Raw genomic sequence first — 16,496 nt, 5'->3', positions numbered from 1 at the left:
GGTTCTTGGGCATCGTGGGACACTCCTAGTGATTCTTGGTCGAACAGCTGGGCTCCCACGATGCCCACCCCAGCCACCCTCGCCGGCCAGGCCCGCAGGAATTGCCACCACACTACGAGACGCACCCGCGCGTTCCGGACCGCTCGGGGCCACGGCGTCGTGGCTCGTGGCCAAGGAGCAAGAGGCACGAGGTGCGTCGGATCGTGGGGCATCCGGGCTCGGTGCCCCTCTCGGTCCAGCGCCCCGGCCCGACCAGCAGCACCACCCTGTGGCGAGCTATCGAGACCACACCGCCGCGCATGCGAAGGCGGGCCCCGAGCAGGATCTCTGCTCGGGGCCCGCCTGTCGGGCTGGAGGGCACCGGCTGTCAGCCCGTGCCCGCTTCGCTCGTGCGCCTGTCAACCGCCGGGCTCCCCCGACTCATGACATGCGCCCGAGCATGGCGCCGGCCGGTGCTCAGCGCGTGGCCATGGAGCCGTCTGCCTGGAGGTAGTAGCCATCGATCCAGGTGCTGGTCACCATCGCGCCGGAGGAGCTCAGGTAGTACCAGGTGCCCCCGACCTTCACCCAGCCGGTGGCCATGGAGCCGTCGGCCTTGAGGTAGTACCAGGTGTTGCCGACCTTGGCCCAGCCGGTGGCCATGGAGCCGTCGGCCTTGAGGTAGTACCAGGTGTTGCCGACCTTGGCCCAGCCGGTGGCCATGGAGCCGGACGGGTTGTGGTAGTACCAGCTGCCGCCCACCATGCTCCAGCCGGTCGCCATCGCGCCGGAGGGGGTGTGGTAGTACCAGGTGTCACCGACCTTGCTCCAGCCGGTGGCCATGGCCCCGGAGCTCTTCAGGTAGTACCAGGTGTCGCCCAGCTTGGTCCAGCCGGTGGCCATGACGCCGGTCTTGGGCTGGAGGTAGTACCAGGTGTCACCGACCTTGGCCCAGCCGGTCTTCTTCTCACCCTTCTCCAGGTAGTACCAGTTGTCGCCATCCTTCTTCCAGCCGGTGGCCTTCGCATCCGGGCTCTCCGAGGGCTTCGGTGCGGGCTCGGTGGGCTGAGCCGAGGCGCTCGGATCGGCCGACGGCGCAGCGGTGGGCTCTTCGGTGGGCTTGGCGTCGCCGGTGGGCTGGTCGGTGGGCTGGGGGGTGGCTGTGGGGGCCTCCTCCTCGGGCTTCTTGGTGGGCTCGGTGTCCTCCGGGGCCGGGGTGGTGGGCTGCTCGGTGGGCTTGGCGTCGCCGGTGGCCTGGTCCTCGGGCTTCTTGGTGGGCTCGGTGTCCTCCGGGGCCGGGGTGGTGGGCTGCTCGGTGGGCTTGGCGTCGCCGGTGGCCTGGTCCTCGGGCTTCTTGGTGGGGTCGGCCTCGTCCGCCTTGTCGGTGGGCTGGGCCGAGGCGCTCGGGGCGGCCGAGGCGCTCGGGGTGGCCGACGGCGCGGCGGTGGCCGACGGCGTCGCGGAGGGCTGGTCGCCGCCCCCGCCCGGGGCGTTGTCGGTGGCATCGTCCTTGGGGCCCTCCTCCTCGGGGGCCTTGGTGGACTCGGTCCCGCCCGGGGCCTGGGTGGTGGCCTCAGCCTCAGGCTCGGCGTTGTCGGTGGCATCGTCCTTGGGGCCCTCCTCCTCGGGGGCCTTGGTGGACTCGGCCCCGCCCGGGGCCTGGGTGGTGGCCTCACCCTCAGGCTCGGCATCCTCGGAGCCGGGAGCGGCGGGCGTCTCGGCGGATGCGTCAGGGTCGGCCTCGGGACCAGCCGGGGTCTCCGAGGCGGGGGTGCTCTCAGCGGCCGGGCCGCCGGTAGCCTCGGTGTTCGGGTCTCCGGCCGCGGCGGGGATCGCCACCCACATGAGTGAGACTGCTGCAAGCGTGCCGATGGCAGATTTCTGAAGGCGCTTCATGGGATTCCTTCCAGGGGGCAGAACAATCAGCCACAACTCCACGCCTCATCAGTGATCAGGGAGTATCGTTGACATCTCGCGCGGAAAGGTGGATGCGCGGATAGTGTATGAGCATGCATGCTTTCATTTCGCTATCGACGGGGGCCCCGCGGTCTCGGTTTCGTGGAGTTCCCATCACCGTTCTGTCACGCATGTCCAATAAGTGAGGATAGATTAGTGCCGCAGTGCGGCATGGTCATCTTTTTTGATGGTGCCTATATGTACGGCGGCGACTGCCGAGGCTCCCTCAGGACGCCGCCCCGAAGCGCGCCGTCCGGCGCCTGGCCTGACCCTCATCGCATGCACGGGGGCGCGCTCCACGACCACCTGTGGATCATGGGGCGCACCCCCGTGCGTGCCGTCGAGCGGCACCGCCTGCGGCCGGTCTCGCCAGCTGCCCGCCGCGGCGATCCGGGCCTCAGACCCGGGCGGCCCGGTAGCCCGCGCTCTCCGCATTCGCCCTGGTGGGGAAGCACTCCTCGGCCTTGGTGCGGTCATAGTGGCGCTGTCCGGGGCTGTGGTAGATCATGCTGTCCTTGTTCCCCTTGATCGGCGCGTGACTGGGGCAGGTGTAGGTGCCGGAGTAGACGCTGAGCCAGCGGCCGCTGCTGTGGAAGCGGTACCAGGTGCCCCCGGCGATCTCCCACCCGCCGGAGGCCATGGCCCCGCTGGCGGTCAGGTAGTAGTCCCCGACCCACGTGCTGGCCAGCATCGCCCCGGAGGGGCTGAGGTAGTACCAGGAGCCGCCGACCTGGATCCAGCCGGTGGCCATGGAGCCATCGGGCCTGAGGTAGTACCAGCTGGCGCCGACCTTGGTCCACCCCGTGGCCATGGCGCCATCGCCCTTGAAGTAGTACCAGGAGCCTCCCACCCTGCTCCAGCCCGTGGTCATCGCGCCGTCGGACTTGAGGTGGTACCAGGAGCCGCCGACCTGGATCCAGCCGGTGGCCATGGAGCCATCGGGCCTGAGGTAGTACCAGCTGGCGCCGACCTTGGCCCACCCCGTGGCCATGGCCCCGTCGCCCTTGAAGTAGTACCAGGCCCCGCCGATCCGGGCCCAGCCCGTCGTCGCGGCGCGGCCGTCGCCCAGGTAGTACCAGGAGCCCCCCACCTTGATCCAGCCGGTGGCCATGGCCCCATTGGCGTGGAAGTAGTAGCGGGAGCCCTGGACGGTCGCCCAGCCGGTGACCATCGCGCCGTCGGTGCCGAGGTAGTACCAGGTGCTGCCGACCTTGGCCCAGCCGGTGGCCTTGGCGCCGCTGTCCCGCAGGTAGTACCAGGAGCCTCCCACCTTGGTCCAGCCGGTGGCCATCGCGCCGTCCGCCCCGAGGTAGTAGGAGACCCCCTTGTCAGTGATCCAGCCGGTCTGCCGCACCCCCTTGAGGTAGTAGTACCAGCGCCCGCCCTCGCTCTTCCAGCCGTTGATCGCAGGGTCGGCAGGGTCGGCGGGCTCAGCCGAGGGCTGCGGGGCGGGCGGGGGTGCGGCGTCCCCCGGGTCGGGGGCGGGCGCCGTCGCCTCGGCAGTGGCCGAGGGGGAGGCGGCGCCGTCGGCCGGATCTGCGGCGGCATCGGGTTCGGGGGCGACGCCGTCCGCGGGGGCGGATGCTTCGGCCGGCGGTGGCGGACCGACCGGCTCAGCGGCACTGGCCGCGGCGGCAGCGCCGCACAGAAGCGAGAGCGCCGCCAGTGATCCGATCACGGATTGATGAAGCTTCCTCATGGCATTCCTTTCGACTGCCGGGATCTCAAGCGCGCAGGAATCACCTCCTCGACAGCATTGTCCGAGGAGCGCCTGCAAGGCATGGGGAGGGGGTGGGTGCACTCATATTCTATAACGTCCCCAGATGCTCCCGATAGGACGGGGAGCCGGTGCTCAGTCTCGTTTCGATAAAACAGAGGAGCCCTCATCGCATCGTCAGGAATCCGGCCGGCCCAGCGCCGGGGTGGCGTTGCGGAGCCCCGGGACGGGCCCGCTTCCCGCCACTGCCCGCCGCCCCGCCCCGGCGCCACGCCGATCCCCGCCAGATGTCAGGGCGTGAGACGGCCTCGCCCCTCCCTGCGCGCGATGCCACACTGGCGCCCGACAGTGAGCAGCACACGGCCAGGAGGACGCATGATCAGGGTCGCAATCAACGGATACGGCAATCTCGGGCGGGGTGCCGAGCAGGCGATCTCCCGCAGCAAGGACATGGAGCTCGTCGTCGTCTTCACCCGGAGGGACCCGGGCTCGCTCACCACCCAGGGCGCGCCGGTGGCGCATGTGGATGACATGCCGGACTGGGCGGATGAGGTGGACGTCTGCCTCAACTGCGGGGGCTCGGCCACCGACCTGGCCGATCAGGGGCCGGCAGCCGCGGCCCACTTCACCACCGTGGACTCCTTCGACACCCACGCCGAGATCCCCGCCTACTTCGCCTCCCTCGACGCCGCCGCCCGCCAGGCCGGGCACCTGGCCCTCATCTCCACCGGCTGGGATCCCGGCCTGTTCTCCATGCTGCGCGTCCTGGGGGAGGCCGTCCTGCCCGAGGGGCGGACGACCACCTTCTGGGGCCCGGGCGTCTCCCAGGGCCACTCCGACGCCATCCGCCGCATCGAGGGCGTGGCCGATGCCAGGCAGTACACGCTGCCGGTGGAGCAGACCGTCGAGGCCGTCAAGGCCGGCGACGCCGTCGAGCTCACCACCCGGTCGATGCACCGGCGCGACTGCTACGTGGTGGCGCATGAGGGGGCCGATCGCGACCGCATCGAGCGGGAGATCGTCACCATGCCCCACTACTTCGCCGACTACGACACCACCGTCACCTTCATCTCCGCCCAGGAGATGGCCGAGTCCCACAGCGGCATCCCGCATGGGGGAGCGGTGATCCGCCGCGGTGAGACCTCCCGCGGCACCGGCGCCACCGTCACCTTCGAGCTCGGCCTGGGATCCAACCCGGAGTTCACCGGCTCCGTGGTGGTGGCGATGGCGCGCGCAGCCGCGAGAATGGCGGCGCGCGGCCAGACCGGCGCGCGCACCGTCTTCGACGTCACCCTGGCAGATCTGTCCCCGCGCAGTCCCGAGGAGCTGCGCGCCGACTACCTGTGAGGCGGGCCCCTGCGCGGCAGGGACTTCGATCGGCCTGCCCTAAGACCCGCCGTCTCGTACCTTCGCCCTCGATCTCGTAGGTTGAAGGTACGAGATCGAGAGCAGAGGTACGAGACGACGAAGGCGGCGCTGGTGGGTGCAGCGCCACCTCCGCCGGCGTCACGTGGCCTGGGGCAACAGCTCCTCCAGCAGGGGGCTGGCCTGCCCATTCCAGGAGATCGCGAGCTGGTCGCGGGCGCGCGTGGCAGCCACGTAGAGCAGGGAGCGCTCGCGCAGCTCGGCGTCGGCACGGTCGGCCGGGGAGTAGGACTGGTCGCGCAGGCTGCGGGGGATGGATGCGGCCGAGACGTCGAAGAGCAGCACCTTGCGGAACTCCAGCCCCTTGGCCCGGTGCATGGTCATCACCACCGGCCGTCCGCGCCCGGCGGCCTCCCGGTCCACCGCCCGCACCTCCAGGTTGCGCCCGGCCAGGCCGTTGACGACGGCGTCGCGCTGGTTCCGCTCGCGCACGAGCACGGCGATGGTCTCCGGTGCGGCCTCCGTGAGGCCCTCATCCTCCTCCAGCCACCTGCGAAGCAGCGCCGCTGCCCGGTCCAGCTCCTCGGCCCGGTCCGCCGCGGGCAGCAGCTGCGGCTGGGGCCCGTTGCGCGGGGAGAGGTAGCGGTGCTCCTCGGGCTGGCCCTCCATGTCCTCATAGCTGTCGGGGTCCAGGATCCGGAAGGCGGCATCCAGGTTCTGGCGGGTGGTGCGGTAGTTGCGGGTCAGGCGCCGCGAGCGCCCGCGCACCTGGATCCCGTAGTGGCTCAAGGTGAGCTTCTTGCCGTAGATGCGCTGGTGGGAGTCCTCGGCGAGCATGAGGTCGTCGGGCCCGGGGGCGGCCAGCGCCCGCAGCAGCTGGAGGTGGGCGGGGGTGAGGTCCTGGGCCTCATCGACGATGACGTGGCCGAAGGGCCGGGCCCGTCCGGCGCCGGCCTGGCGGTCCAGCCATGCGGCCGCCAGGGCGAGGCGCTCGGGGAAGGTGGTCAGATCCAAGGAGGCCATGCGGTCGCGGTAGATCTCGATGACCTTCCACACCGCTGCGCGCTTGCGCCGGTCCAGGGCCACGCCCCGCCCCGGGCGGCGCACCCGCAGGTAGGCCTGCAGGGTGGTGATCCGCTGGGGCAGGATGACCATCTCGTACTCCGATGCCAGGAAGTCCTCGGAGTGCAGCGGTTCGGGCAGCACGTCCCCGGCCATGGCCAGGACCTCGCGCCACACCTGGCCGGGGGCGTTGGACAGCACCCGCGGGCGCTCCAGGCCCAGCACCTCGTAGGCCACCGGTGCGATGTCCTCGCCTGCGTCGCGAAGGATGGCCAGGGCCAGGGAGTCCAGGCCACTGACCATGACACCGGGCTCCCCGAGCCCGGTGGCCAGGGGCAGGGCGGGGTCCAGGCGGGTGAGCTGGCGCTGGAGGTCGTCGGCCAGGTTGCGCGTGAAGGTGGTCAGCAGCACGCTGACCTCGCGCCCCTCCTGGGCGTCGCGCGCCGCCAGCTGCTTGGCGCGGTGGACGGCGATGACGGTCTTGCCGGTTCCCGCGCCCCCGCTGATGCGCATGGGCCCTTTGGTGCGGCGCTCGACGAGCTCGCGCTGGCGGGGGTGGAGGAAGAGCTGCCACTGCTGGAAGCTGAGCCCCTCGATGGCCCGGCGCAGGTCCTCATCGCTTTCCACCCAGGTGAATGCGGAGCGCGCGGCCCTGGTGCGCAGGCCCGCCACGAGGGCGGCGTCCTCATCGGGCCGCTCTGGGGCCGTCTGCTCCTGGGGGCGGGTCAGCTCGTAGTCCTCGCGCACCTCCTCCAGGGTGGCGCCCGTGGCCAGGGACAGCAGCGCGTCGCCGTGCCAGGGGACCTCGGCGGTGGCGGCGAGGTCGAGCAGCTGGGACTCCCGCTCGGCGGCCAGGGCGGCCGCGGCCAGGGAGGGGTCGAGCCCCAGCTCCTCGTGGAGCACTCGCGCGCTCAGCCCCGTGGGCCAGTGGGGGTGGGGGTCGCGCGGCTCCACGGTGATCGCGCCGGTGGCCGCAGGAGGGGCGCCTGCCGGGCGGGTGGCCCCGCCCTGGGCCGCAGCGGCGGGAGCCGGGGGCACTGCCGGCGCCCCGGGCCCGCCGGGCTGGGCGCCTGTGCCTGCGCCTGCGGCGTGGCCGGGCAGGCCGAGCTGATCCTGGGTGCGGGCGTTGTCCGCTTCGAGGCGGGCGGCCTGGTCGGCGATCTCCCGGGCCTGCCGCTGGGCGGCCGCCAGGCGCTCGCGTGCCTGGCGCTCCGCCCGCTCCACCTCCTCCTGGCTGTCGAGCACGGCCTGCGAGACGCGGGTGACCTCGGTGGTGCCGTTGCGCGGGTTGACCTTGAGGGTCACGCGCTTGGCCTCCGTGATGGCGTCGTCGTGCGCCCAGATGCCGTGCAGGACGTAGATGCGGTCCTCGCCCTGGTCGATCTGGAAGAGGACGGCCCGGTAGAAGGAGTCCACGCGGGCAGTGCGCACGCGCGGATCCGCGGTGCCGGCGATGGGCTCCACGTGCAGGCCGGAGCCGGTGTCGGAGGTGGCGAGCTTGTTGAGGAAGGGGCCCAGCTTGGACCTGATCGAGGGGTCCTTGGCCTGGGCGTCCTTGGGCGCTGCCTTCGGCATGACGATCGAGGGCATGTCAGTCTCCTTCCTGGATCGGCAGTGTTCCACGCGGCGCCGACATGGATGCCGGCGCCTGCGGCAGGGGCCCGCCGGCCCCGTCCGGCCCCGCGCTCAGGAGCGCGGCGACCTGCTCGGCGGCCGCGGCGGGGTCCGGGCCGGCGATGACCACGCGCCAGCCGGCCCGCTCCAGCGCCTCGGCGTCGTCCTGACCGGCCTCGGCCAGGACGACGACGCGCCCGCCCTCCCAGGACAGGTCCGCCATGACGCCGCCGTCGAGCTCGCTGCCATCGGCCTCGTGGGCCACTCCCCGGGCCGCCAGGTGGGGCAGGAGCTCCAGGACGCCGTCGTCGGTCAGGTCGCGGTCGACCGCGCCCCACCCGAGCCGGTGGAAGACCTGCGCGGGGGACTGCCCGCCCTCCGCGGGGCGGGCGCCTGCGGGGGCGGCCCGGTCCGCGGGGGCACTGCCGGGGCCGCCCGAGCCATGAGCGGTGGCCCGGGGGGCGCCGGGGCCCGGGCGGCGGGCCGGGCCCGCCATCTCCTGGGCCGCGTGAGCGGCCTCCTGGGCCCGGCCGCCCGGCTCGGCCAGATGCCCGGGCAGGAAGCGGGCCCTGGCCTCCAGCTCCTTCACGGCCCGGTTCGCGGTGGTGATCGTCACCGGGGTGTCGGCCAGGGGCAGCAGGTTGCCCAGGCGCAGCCAGGTGACCCAGGCCTCGCGGTGGGCGGGGTCCTCGATGGCCTGGGGGGAGTCGTCGAGGACCAGGGCCATCTGCGCGGTCGAGGCCCCGTTGAGGCGCACCGCCAGGACCAGGTGGGGCCAGATGAACAGCGACCCGGAGGCCATGGAGCCGGCACCGGTGCCGGTGCCGGAGCCGGTGCCGCTCGCCTCGGGCGCCTGCGCGGGCAGGGCCAGCCCGGGGCGCAGGCATGCGGCGGCCTGGCCCAGTGCGTCGAAGCTGCCGGGGGAGAAGGGCTGGTAGGACAGGGCCCCCAGGGAGGCTCCCACCATGAGCGGGCCCCAGATGCTGTCCGCCAGGGCGCTCAGCGCTCCCGCGCCGCGCCCGTGGGTGCTGCCGCCGGCCGTGCCGAGGCCCAGGATCATGTCCTCCAGGAGGGCCATGGGCCCGCCCCGCCAGACCTCGACGCTCTGGTCGGTCACGGACCCGGCCTTGGCGGCCCCCACGGCGCCGTTCTTGAGCATGGTGACGGCCGGCTCGGACAGCCACGGCGGGTTCCAGGCCCCGTCGAGGTCCGCGGCGGCCAGGCTGACCACCCGGTAGCCGTGGGAGCGCAGGCGCTCGCGCTTGTCGGCGTCCTCGGCCAGGCGGTTGTGCTCGTGGCTGGCGTGGTAGGCCCAGCCGTCGGTGAACACGGCGATCATCGCGTTCATCGGCGCCCCGCCCGCGGTGGGGGAGGGGGATGCCCCTCCGGAGGGCTCCAGCATGAAGTCGGGCCTGGAGCCGGCGGCGTCCACCTGGGGGCGCATGCGCCACCGGCCCCCGTCGATCTCCAGGGCGGGGGCGCCGGAGCGGTCGGGGATGGTGCGCACGGAGGCGCTGGCCTCCAGGCGCCGGATCAGCTCCACGCGGAAGCGGGCCTCTAGGGGGCTCTCGCCGTCCCCGTGGGCCACCGGCGCCTTCTCGACCCTCCACTGGGGGTGGTCGGGACTGAGATCGGTGATCTGCTCCTGCCCGCCCAGGCCCAGGATCTGGCGCAGGGCGTGCAGGGCGGCGGCGCGTGAGACCTCGCCGCTGCCGGTGGCGCCGGCATAGGGCTGGAGGCAGCGGTGGCACATATGCGTGCTGGTGTGGCGGCAGGGGCAGGCCTCCAGGTGCTGGGCGGCCCGCACCAGGAGGCTCCACAGGGTTGCGGGCTCCTCCAGGTCGGTGAGGTAGCCGGTGCCCCCGGGGATGGTGTCGTGCAGCAGGAGGGCGGGCCGGGTCTCCCCGGGGTCGCCGCCCTGGACGGGGTGGGGGGCGGTGGTGATGTCCAGGTGGGCCGGGGCTCCTCCGGAGGCCAGCTCCAGTCCCAGCAGGACGGCGGCCCCCAGGGAGGCGGTGGCGGGGTGGTCGGCGTCGAAGGCCAGCGGCAGGACGAGGGCGATGGCCTCGGTGCTCAGCTCGCGCATGAGGCCGAGCTGGATGACGTGCTCGGCGGAGTCGTTGCGGTATTTACACCAGGGGCGGTGCTCGCGCGGGGAGCTGGTGCCGGTGTCGGTGTCGCGCTTGCCGCATTCCTTGCACAGGCGGAAGCCGTTGCCGGTCTGGGGCCTGCCCCCGATCCGCTCGACGCTGTGCCCGCTGGTGGGCTGCCCGGTGTTGAGCCAGCGCAGGGTGAGCCCGCGGTAGCGCACCAGCCCGAACCCGGTCCCCTGGGCGCTCCACTGGCCCTGGACGCGCCCGGGGTTGAAGTCGGCCAGGGGCAGCACCTCGAAGCGGGCGCGGATGCGCTCATCGCTGGTATCCCCGATGCGGGCGTCATCCTTGGTGACGTCGGCGAAGACCCGGGTCAGGGGCATGACGCGCCGCGCCCGCCCGATATCGGCGATGGTGGTGCTCAGGCAGCGGGGGCAGTGCGGGGGAGGGGTGGGGGCGGCCTCCTGGGCGGGGTGGGTGTGCACGTAGCCGCAGGCCTCGCAGCACAGCCACCACTGGGCGCTCAGGGACAGGTCGGAGTCGTCGACGCCGTCCACGGCCATCTCCATGCCGTGGGCGTAGAAGGTGGCGCCGGGGGCCAGCTCCGCCAGGGCGCGCTGGGAGGGGCGGTTGATGTCGTGGGGCTCGGTGGTCACCTCATCGGAGTCGGGGTCGCGCCAGGACACGCGCGCCGCGAGCAGGACGGAGTCGTCGATGAGGGCGTAGTTGGGCAGGACGCCCCGGCGCTCCAGGGCTGAGATCCAGTACTCCTCGTCCAGGTCCTTCAGGCGCTTGGTCGTGGCGATGTGGGCGGCCTGCGCGGCCCGCCAGGCGCGCTCGTCCTCATCGCCGGCCCCCGGCATCTCAGCGGTGGTCTTGAGCTCGGTGAGGGCGGCCTCGATCTGGGCGATCTGGTGGCGCAGCGCCTCGGCCTCGCGGGCGTGCTCGTCGGCGGCGCGGTGGAGCATGAGGCCGGGCCCCTGCTCGCGGTCCAGCACCCAGGCGGCCAGGCGCTCCAGGCTGGGGGCGGAGCGGGGGAAGGCGGCGGTGAAGGCCGCCGCCAGGGCCGTGCCGTCGCGCTCGATGAGGTCCAGGAGCGCGGCGATGAAGGAGCCCTCGGCGGTGGAGCCCAGGGCGGTGCTGGCCTTGTGGGAGCGGCTGCCCGAGCCGGGAACGGCGGGGTCCTGGCGGCGGGCCATGGCGTCGATGACCGAGGCGATGAACTGGCGGCGCAGGATCTCCTCGGCCCCCAGGTAGGTGGAGGGCGGTGCGACCGAGCCGTTGAGCAGGTGGAGGGGGTCGGCCAGCAGGGGCCGCTGGGCGCTCCACCCCGGGACGTAGGCCAGGGTGAGGGCTGAGCCGTTGCGCCGCCCGGCGCGCCCGGCCCGCTGGATGTAGGAGGCGACGGTCTCGGGCAGGGAGGCGAGCATGACGGTGGACAGGTCGCCGATGTCGATGCCCATCTCCAGGGTGGGGGTGGCCACCAGGACGTTGGGGTCGCCGGGGCGCTGGGTGGCCCGCTTGAAGCCGCTCTCGACCTGCTCGCGCTCCCCGGGCGCCAGCAAGGAGGTGTGCTCGTGGGCATCGACGCGCCGCGCCCGGCCCGCGGCGTACAGGTCCCGGTAGAAGCTGTGCCGGGGGTGGGGCTGGGCCTCCAGGCGCCCGTGGCAGGGGGCGCTCAGGCAGGGGGCGCCGTCGAGCTGGGGCAGGACGGCGGGGGCCGCGGGCAGCTGGCTGTGGCAGGTGGAGCACACCAGCAGCCCGCCCGTGGCGGTGGGGCCCGGATCGGGGCCCGGATCGCCGGCGCCCGGTGCGGCTCCCAATGGGGTGGCCAGGACGCGGCCGGCGGGCAGCGCGTAGACCCGCCCCCTGCTGCTGGTGGCGGTGGCGGACAGGACACCGGCCCGGGCCAGGGCCTCCAGGAGGGCGGGGGCCAGGCGGGCGGCGTGGTGGGCGCTGAGGCCCAGGCACTTGCGCGCCCAAGTGGCATACCAGGACTGGGGTGAGGCCACGGGCACCGCCGCGCTGTAGCGCGGATTGGGCCGCCCGCCCAGCTGGGGGAAGGCGGGGGCGGTGCGGCCGGTGGGGAAGGCGGGCTGGCCCTGCTCGCGCTTGCGCTTGTACCAGATCCAGGTGCGGGCGCTGTCCTCCTTCTTGTAGCGGGTCAGCCACTCGTGGTCGATGGCGCCGTCGCGGCGCATGCGCTCCAGGGTGCCGCGCACCCAGGCCAGCAGATCCCGCTGGGGCAGGCGGGCGAAGGCGGGCAGCAGGCCGCCGTCCTGGCCGGCGAGGGCCTGGTGGGCGATAGCGGTCAGGTCCTGGGCGCTGCCGGCATCCACGTGGACGGCGATGGAGCCGGTGGCCTCCAGGGTCCGCCCGTAGGTGGTCTGCAGACCCACCTCCAGGGCGGTGTCGAACAGCAGGCGGCGGCGCACGCGCGTGGCGGCGGAGCGCTTCTTGGCGCGGGTGGCCCGGGCGTCCCAGTAGGGCTGGAAGCCCTGATGGCGGGTCAGGGCCGCGGGCACGAGCCGGTAGCGGTCGAAGGCGTCCTCCGCGGCGGCCATGGCCGCATCCACCCACTCCTCCAGGGGCATCTGGGTGGTCAGGGCGCTGCGCAGGGCCGAGCGCAGGCTCATGGTGTGGGAGCGCTGGTCGACGTACCCGGCGCGGTGGGCGGCGTCCTGGACGGAATCGGTGAAGATGAGGGCCCGCTTCTCCGCGTCGTCGAGGCGCTCATCGCCGAACAGGGTGGTCAGGCTCACCGAGAGCAGGGTGGCCACGGCCGAGCCGAGGAAGCGGATGACGTCGGTGCTCTCGCAGGAGGGGCAGCGGTCGCGGATGGAACCCTCGGCGATCTCCGCATCGGTACCGGTGAGGGTCAGGACGGGCAGGATGCGCCCCTCGCGGGCCTCCTCCTCGTGGGAGGGCCGGCGGGCGAGCAGCTCGCGGTCGGCCACGGAGTACCAGCGCAGGCCGGGGACGCGCGCCTCGGGGCGCTCCTCGCCGGCGTCCTGGGCCGCCAGGTAGATGGCCTCCTCCCCGGGGGCGTGCAGGAGGGCGCGGAAGCGGGGGGAGCCCTGGAAGCGGTCGTGGCGCACGGTGGAGTGGTCGGACTTCTCGCCCTGGCCGGTGGGGGCCAGGGTGATGCCCCAGCCCGAGCGCCCGCAGGCCCGGCAGTACAGGGCGGGGCGGGCGGGGGCGTCCTGGTCGGTGGTGTAGGCGGTGGCCTCGTCATCGCCCCACCGGAACTCCGGCAGGCTGGACAGGGCCCGGTCGATGCGCGTGATCTCACGGATCCACAGGGTGATCTCCACACTGACGGCGCCGCGATCCGGCCGGCCCCCCAGGCCCGCCCGGATGGCGGACAGGGCGGCGAGCAGGGTGCTCAGGGCCTTGCGGGCCATCGTGGGGTCCTCGCGCTGGACGGGGGTGAGGACCTGCTGGGCGAGGTCGTCCAGGGCGATGACCTGCTGGGCGGCCTCGATGATGCCCCGGATGGCGGGGTGGGCCTGGATGGCGGAGGCCAGCAGGCTGGTGGGCAGGCCGTCCGGCCAGGTGGGGCTGGGTGCCTCCGTGCTGGTGGGGCCGGCGGGGCCGATGGGGCTGCCTGGGTGGGGCTGGTGGCCGGGCGGGGTGTGGAGGCGGTCGACGACGCCGACCAGGAGGGAGCGCGGGTCGGGGGCGGTCTCGGGCAGTGCGGCGAGGGTGGCCAGGTCGGCGGGGCTGAGGGTGTGCAGCGCTCGCGGCTGGAGGCCGGCGGCCTGGACGGCTTGGAGATGGGGCGCGGCCCACTGGTCCAGGGGGGTGCGGGTCTCGGTGATGACGGCGCTGGGGTCGAGCTGGCAGCCGAAGACCTCGTGGGCGAAGTGGAGGATGCGGGTGGGGTCCTGGCCATCGCCCAGGGTGGCGGAGGTGGCCACGGGGGTGAGGGGCCCCAGGGGGGAGGCGGAGTAGGTCTCCTGGAGGGGGTCGTCGGCGGGCAGGTGGGCGCGGAGGGCCAGGCCCAGGCGGCGCAGGAGCATGGCGACGTCGGTGCCCTGGGCGCCGTCGTAGGTATGGAACTCGTCCAGGACGAGGTAGGTCAGGGAGTGCGCGGAGGCGGCCCACAGCTCTTGGTCCTCGGGGCGCAGGAGGAGCTGGTCGAGCATCTTGTAGTTGGTCAGGAGGATGTCGGGCGGGTTGTGGCGGATGTGGTGGCGGTCGGTGATGAGGCCCTGGGGGGTGACGCGGGAGCGCTGGTCGGCGCTGCCGGTGGTGTCCCCGGTGTAGAGGGCGGCAGTGATAGCGGCCAGGGCGGGGTCGGTGGTGATGAGCTGGGCGATGCGGTGGGCCTGGTCGCTGGCCAGGGCGTTCATGGGGTAGAGGATGAGGGCCTTGAGACCGGTGATGCCCTGGGCGCGGGCGCGCAGGGCGTGGTCGAGGATGGGGTGGAGGAAGGACTCGGTCTTTCCTGAGCCGGTGCCGGTGGTGACGATGGTGGGCTGGGGGCGGGGGCGCTCGGGGCTGAGGTGCTTGGTGCTCAGGCGCTGGTAGGCCTGCTCCTGGTGCCGGTAGGGCGGGAAGGGTGGGGTCCAGTCGAGGGCTGCACCTGCGCTGCCTGAGGGCTGGTAGGGCAGGCGCAGGCGCACGAAGGGGCCGGTGAAGACGCCGTGGTCGGGGCTTTCGAGGAAGTCGGCTAGGGCGCTGCGGGACTCGGCATCGGTCAGCGCGAAAGTCGTCGACAGGTAGTCGACTACGGCGCTGCGGATACGCTCGGCCTGGAGGCTGGGGAAGAGGATGGTCATAACGATGAAGTGAGTGTTGGCGGTGCGGGCGAAACTGGGCGAGCTGTCCTCAGGGCGAGGCTAACGGAGGGTTGTGACAGGAGAGTCCCGAGAGTCCCGCCCGTACCGAGACCGCTGAACTCGGAGGCGGTTGCTACAGGTCGTCGAGATACTGGGACCGGGCCTTCATAGCGTGGATGATCAGCTCGTGACCGTCGTCGTAGACGAGGGCCACGAGCTCCAGAAGTCGACCAGCCGGGTCGACGGCGATCATGAGCCAACGGCGTGGGTCGTCCTCATCGTCGAGGGCACGGGAATTCAGTACGTGGGAGGCCGCGTAGTGAAGGGCGTCGTCGTCGAGTTTGTCGCGGTGGTAGTGCTTGCGAGCGGAGGAGTGCAGTTCAGGCACTGTGCACCCACTGGCGTACGGCGGCTCGGACCGCGTCTGAGCGCGTGGGCAGGCCCTCAGCCTCGGCCTTAGCGGTGAGCGCCGCGAGGGTGGCCTCGTCGAGCCGGACCGGCACGACCACGCCGGGTCCCTCGCCCACCGGAGGGCGGCCGCGGCGCGGCCTGGGCAGCTGCGTCAGGTCGTAACCGGCCTCGGCCTCGTCGGCCCAGGCCTGAATCTGCTCGTCGCTGACAGTCTTGCCGTGCAGAAGATGCTCACCCACGCCAATAGCGTATACGAAACACTGGGCGGATGTCATGCCCAGTCAGCGCGGAGGAGAGGTGGCGGAGGCGGCCCACAGCTCCTGGTCCTCGGGGCGCAGGAGGAGCTGGTCGAGCATCTTGTAGTTGGTCAGAAGGATGTCGGGTGGGTTGTGGCGGATGTGGTGGCGGTCGGCAATGAGGGGGTCAGTGGACATGCGCTTGCTGGACTGGTTGGCCGAGCCGGTGGAGTCGCCGGTGTAGACGGCAGCGCGCACGCCCGCCAGGATGGGGTCGGCGGCCAGGAGGTGGGCGAGGCAGCTGGCCTGGTCGGCGGCCAGGGCGCGCCGGGGCTGAGCGTCGGTCAGCGCGAAGGTCGTCGACAGGTAGTCGACGATCGAGGCGCGGATGCGCTCGGCCTGGAGACTGGGGAGCAGGAGGGTCATGACGATGAGGTGAGAGGTGGGGGCTGGTACCGGGCCTGTGGCCCTGTAGCAGGCTAGCGCAGGGTTGAGACATCTGAGATGAGCCTGGAGGATAGAGGTTGTGTCGGGCGGTGGTTGTGTGGTGGAAGGGTCCCCTGCGCGTGTCACACGATGGTCAGCGGATCTTGACCAACTCCCGCCGTGGTAACTATAGTTGACATCATGGGGTACCTCAAAAGTGCGTGGAACCACGGTCTCTCACGCGAGGATGTCGATCACGCACTGAGCAACCCTGTGGCTGTCCATTATTTCGACGGATATGTCATCATCATTGGGGCCACAAGATCTGGCCGTCTCATCGAAGTCGGTGTCAATGATGACGATTTCGTCTTTCATGCCATGCCTGCACGCGAGAAGTTCTTGAGGAGGAAGTAAGTGATGAGGACAACCGAGGAGATGCTTGACGAGATTGAGAACGCCAATGGTGGAGAGGGTCCGGACCCTCTGGCCACGGTAGATGATCCCGCTCTTGCTCGGATCGCGGTTGCGCAGATCCGGGTCCGTGCCGCTGAGCGGGCGCTCGACGAGGCCGTGATGGTCGCACGTGAAGCTGGCCTGTCGTGGCAGGCGATCGGCGATGTGCTCGGCATGACTCGCCAGGGCGCGAACAAGCGCTTCCATGCCGCGTGAGGGTTATGCGTGCTCATACGACCGCAGGTCGCTGGTTCGTGTCCTCGCAGTCGGTCACCTGACTCCTGACGCTTTAGTGTCCTGGGGGCTTGAGGGATTTGAGGATTTCTGCTGCGGCCTGGGTGAGCTGGGGCTGAGCGGTGATTTGGTGGCCGTTGAGGTTGATGGTGACCTCCTGCAGGCC

At 72.2% G+C, this 16,496-nt stretch carries 9 protein-coding genes; 1 reads left to right on the top strand and 8 read right to left on the bottom strand.

What is annotated here, in order from left to right; genetic code table 11:
• Positions 1-456 precede the first annotated feature (456 nt).
• Entirely contained in the window at positions 457-1,875 is a 1,419-nt protein-coding gene (locus J5X07_RS12600) for a hypothetical protein (protein WP_243896850.1), read from the bottom strand.
• Positions 1,876-2,332: 457 nt separating this feature from the next.
• Positions 2,333-3,613: a sunset domain-containing protein gene (locus tag J5X07_RS13515; protein WP_424924141.1), complete on the bottom strand. Its 1,281-nt coding sequence runs from the start codon at positions 3,611-3,613 to the stop codon at positions 2,333-2,335.
• Between the two features lie 414 nt (positions 3,614-4,027).
• Between J5X07_RS13515 and J5X07_RS12590 the strand changes: the two genes are divergently transcribed.
• A complete protein-coding gene (locus tag J5X07_RS12590; RefSeq protein ID WP_208480029.1) occupies positions 4,028-4,999 on the top strand; it encodes a diaminopimelate dehydrogenase in 972 nt (323 codons plus the stop codon).
• 159 nt (positions 5,000-5,158) lie between these two features.
• Here the strand turns inward: J5X07_RS12590 and J5X07_RS12585 are convergent, their stop codons facing one another.
• The 6 genes from J5X07_RS12585 to J5X07_RS12560 all read right to left on the bottom strand — a co-directional run bounded on the left by J5X07_RS12585 (position 5,159) and on the right by J5X07_RS12560 (position 16,303).
• Entirely contained in the window at positions 5,159-7,669 is a 2,511-nt protein-coding gene (locus tag J5X07_RS12585) for a 3'-5' exonuclease (RefSeq protein WP_208480028.1), read from the bottom strand.
• A 1-nt stretch (position 7,670) separates the two neighbouring features.
• Positions 7,671-14,570 carry a DEAD/DEAH box helicase gene (locus J5X07_RS12580; RefSeq protein ID WP_208480027.1) on the bottom strand — a complete coding sequence of 2,300 codons (6,900 nt, stop codon included), beginning with the start codon at positions 14,568-14,570 and terminating at the stop codon, positions 7,671-7,673.
• Positions 14,571-14,703: 133 nt separating this feature from the next.
• On the bottom strand, positions 14,704-14,958 hold the full coding sequence (locus J5X07_RS13165; protein WP_185732069.1) for a toxin: 255 nt from the start codon (positions 14,956-14,958) through the stop codon (positions 14,704-14,706).
• Positions 14,951-15,220, bottom strand: coding sequence for a ribbon-helix-helix protein, CopG family (locus J5X07_RS12570; RefSeq protein ID WP_341769476.1), 270 nt, complete (start codon positions 15,218-15,220; stop codon positions 14,951-14,953). Before J5X07_RS12570 ends, J5X07_RS13165 begins: the two co-directional genes overlap by 8 nt.
• Before the next feature lie 42 nt (positions 15,221-15,262).
• On the bottom strand, positions 15,263-15,643 hold the full coding sequence (locus tag J5X07_RS12565) for a DEAD/DEAH box helicase family protein (protein WP_208480026.1): 381 nt from the start codon (positions 15,641-15,643) through the stop codon (positions 15,263-15,265).
• 237 nt (positions 15,644-15,880) lie between these two features.
• A complete protein-coding gene (locus J5X07_RS12560; protein ID WP_208480025.1) occupies positions 15,881-16,303 on the bottom strand; it encodes a hypothetical protein in 423 nt (140 codons plus the stop codon).
• Positions 16,304-16,496: the final 193 nt, after the last annotated feature.

Source organism: Actinomyces bowdenii (assembly GCF_017592395.1).
In the GTDB taxonomy this organism is placed as follows: Bacteria; Actinomycetota; Actinomycetes; order Actinomycetales; family Actinomycetaceae; genus Actinomyces; species Actinomyces bowdenii.
The sequence above is the reverse complement of the archived record's forward strand: the minus strand, read 5'-3'. Positions and strand labels throughout refer to the sequence as shown.

Excerpts from the sequence above, each read along its gene's own strand:
- J5X07_RS12600 (WP_243896850.1), bottom strand. The coding sequence starts at position 1,875 with ATGAAGCGCCTTCAGAAATCTGCCATCGGCACGCTTGCAGCAGTCTCA.
- J5X07_RS12590 (WP_208480029.1), top strand. The coding sequence starts at position 4,028 with ATGATCAGGGTCGCAATCAACGGATACGGCAATCTCGGGCGGGGTGCC.
- J5X07_RS12585 (WP_208480028.1), bottom strand. The coding sequence starts at position 7,669 with ATGCCCTCGATCGTCATGCCGAAGGCAGCGCCCAAGGACGCCCAGGCC.
- J5X07_RS12580 (WP_208480027.1), bottom strand. The coding sequence starts at position 14,570 with ATGACCATCCTCTTCCCCAGCCTCCAGGCCGAGCGTATCCGCAGCGCC.
- J5X07_RS12565 (WP_208480026.1), bottom strand. The coding sequence starts at position 15,643 with ATGACCCTCCTGCTCCCCAGTCTCCAGGCCGAGCGCATCCGCGCCTCG.
- J5X07_RS12560 (WP_208480025.1), bottom strand. The coding sequence starts at position 16,303 with ATGGAAGCGCTTGTTCGCGCCCTGGCGAGTCATGCCGAGCACATCGCC.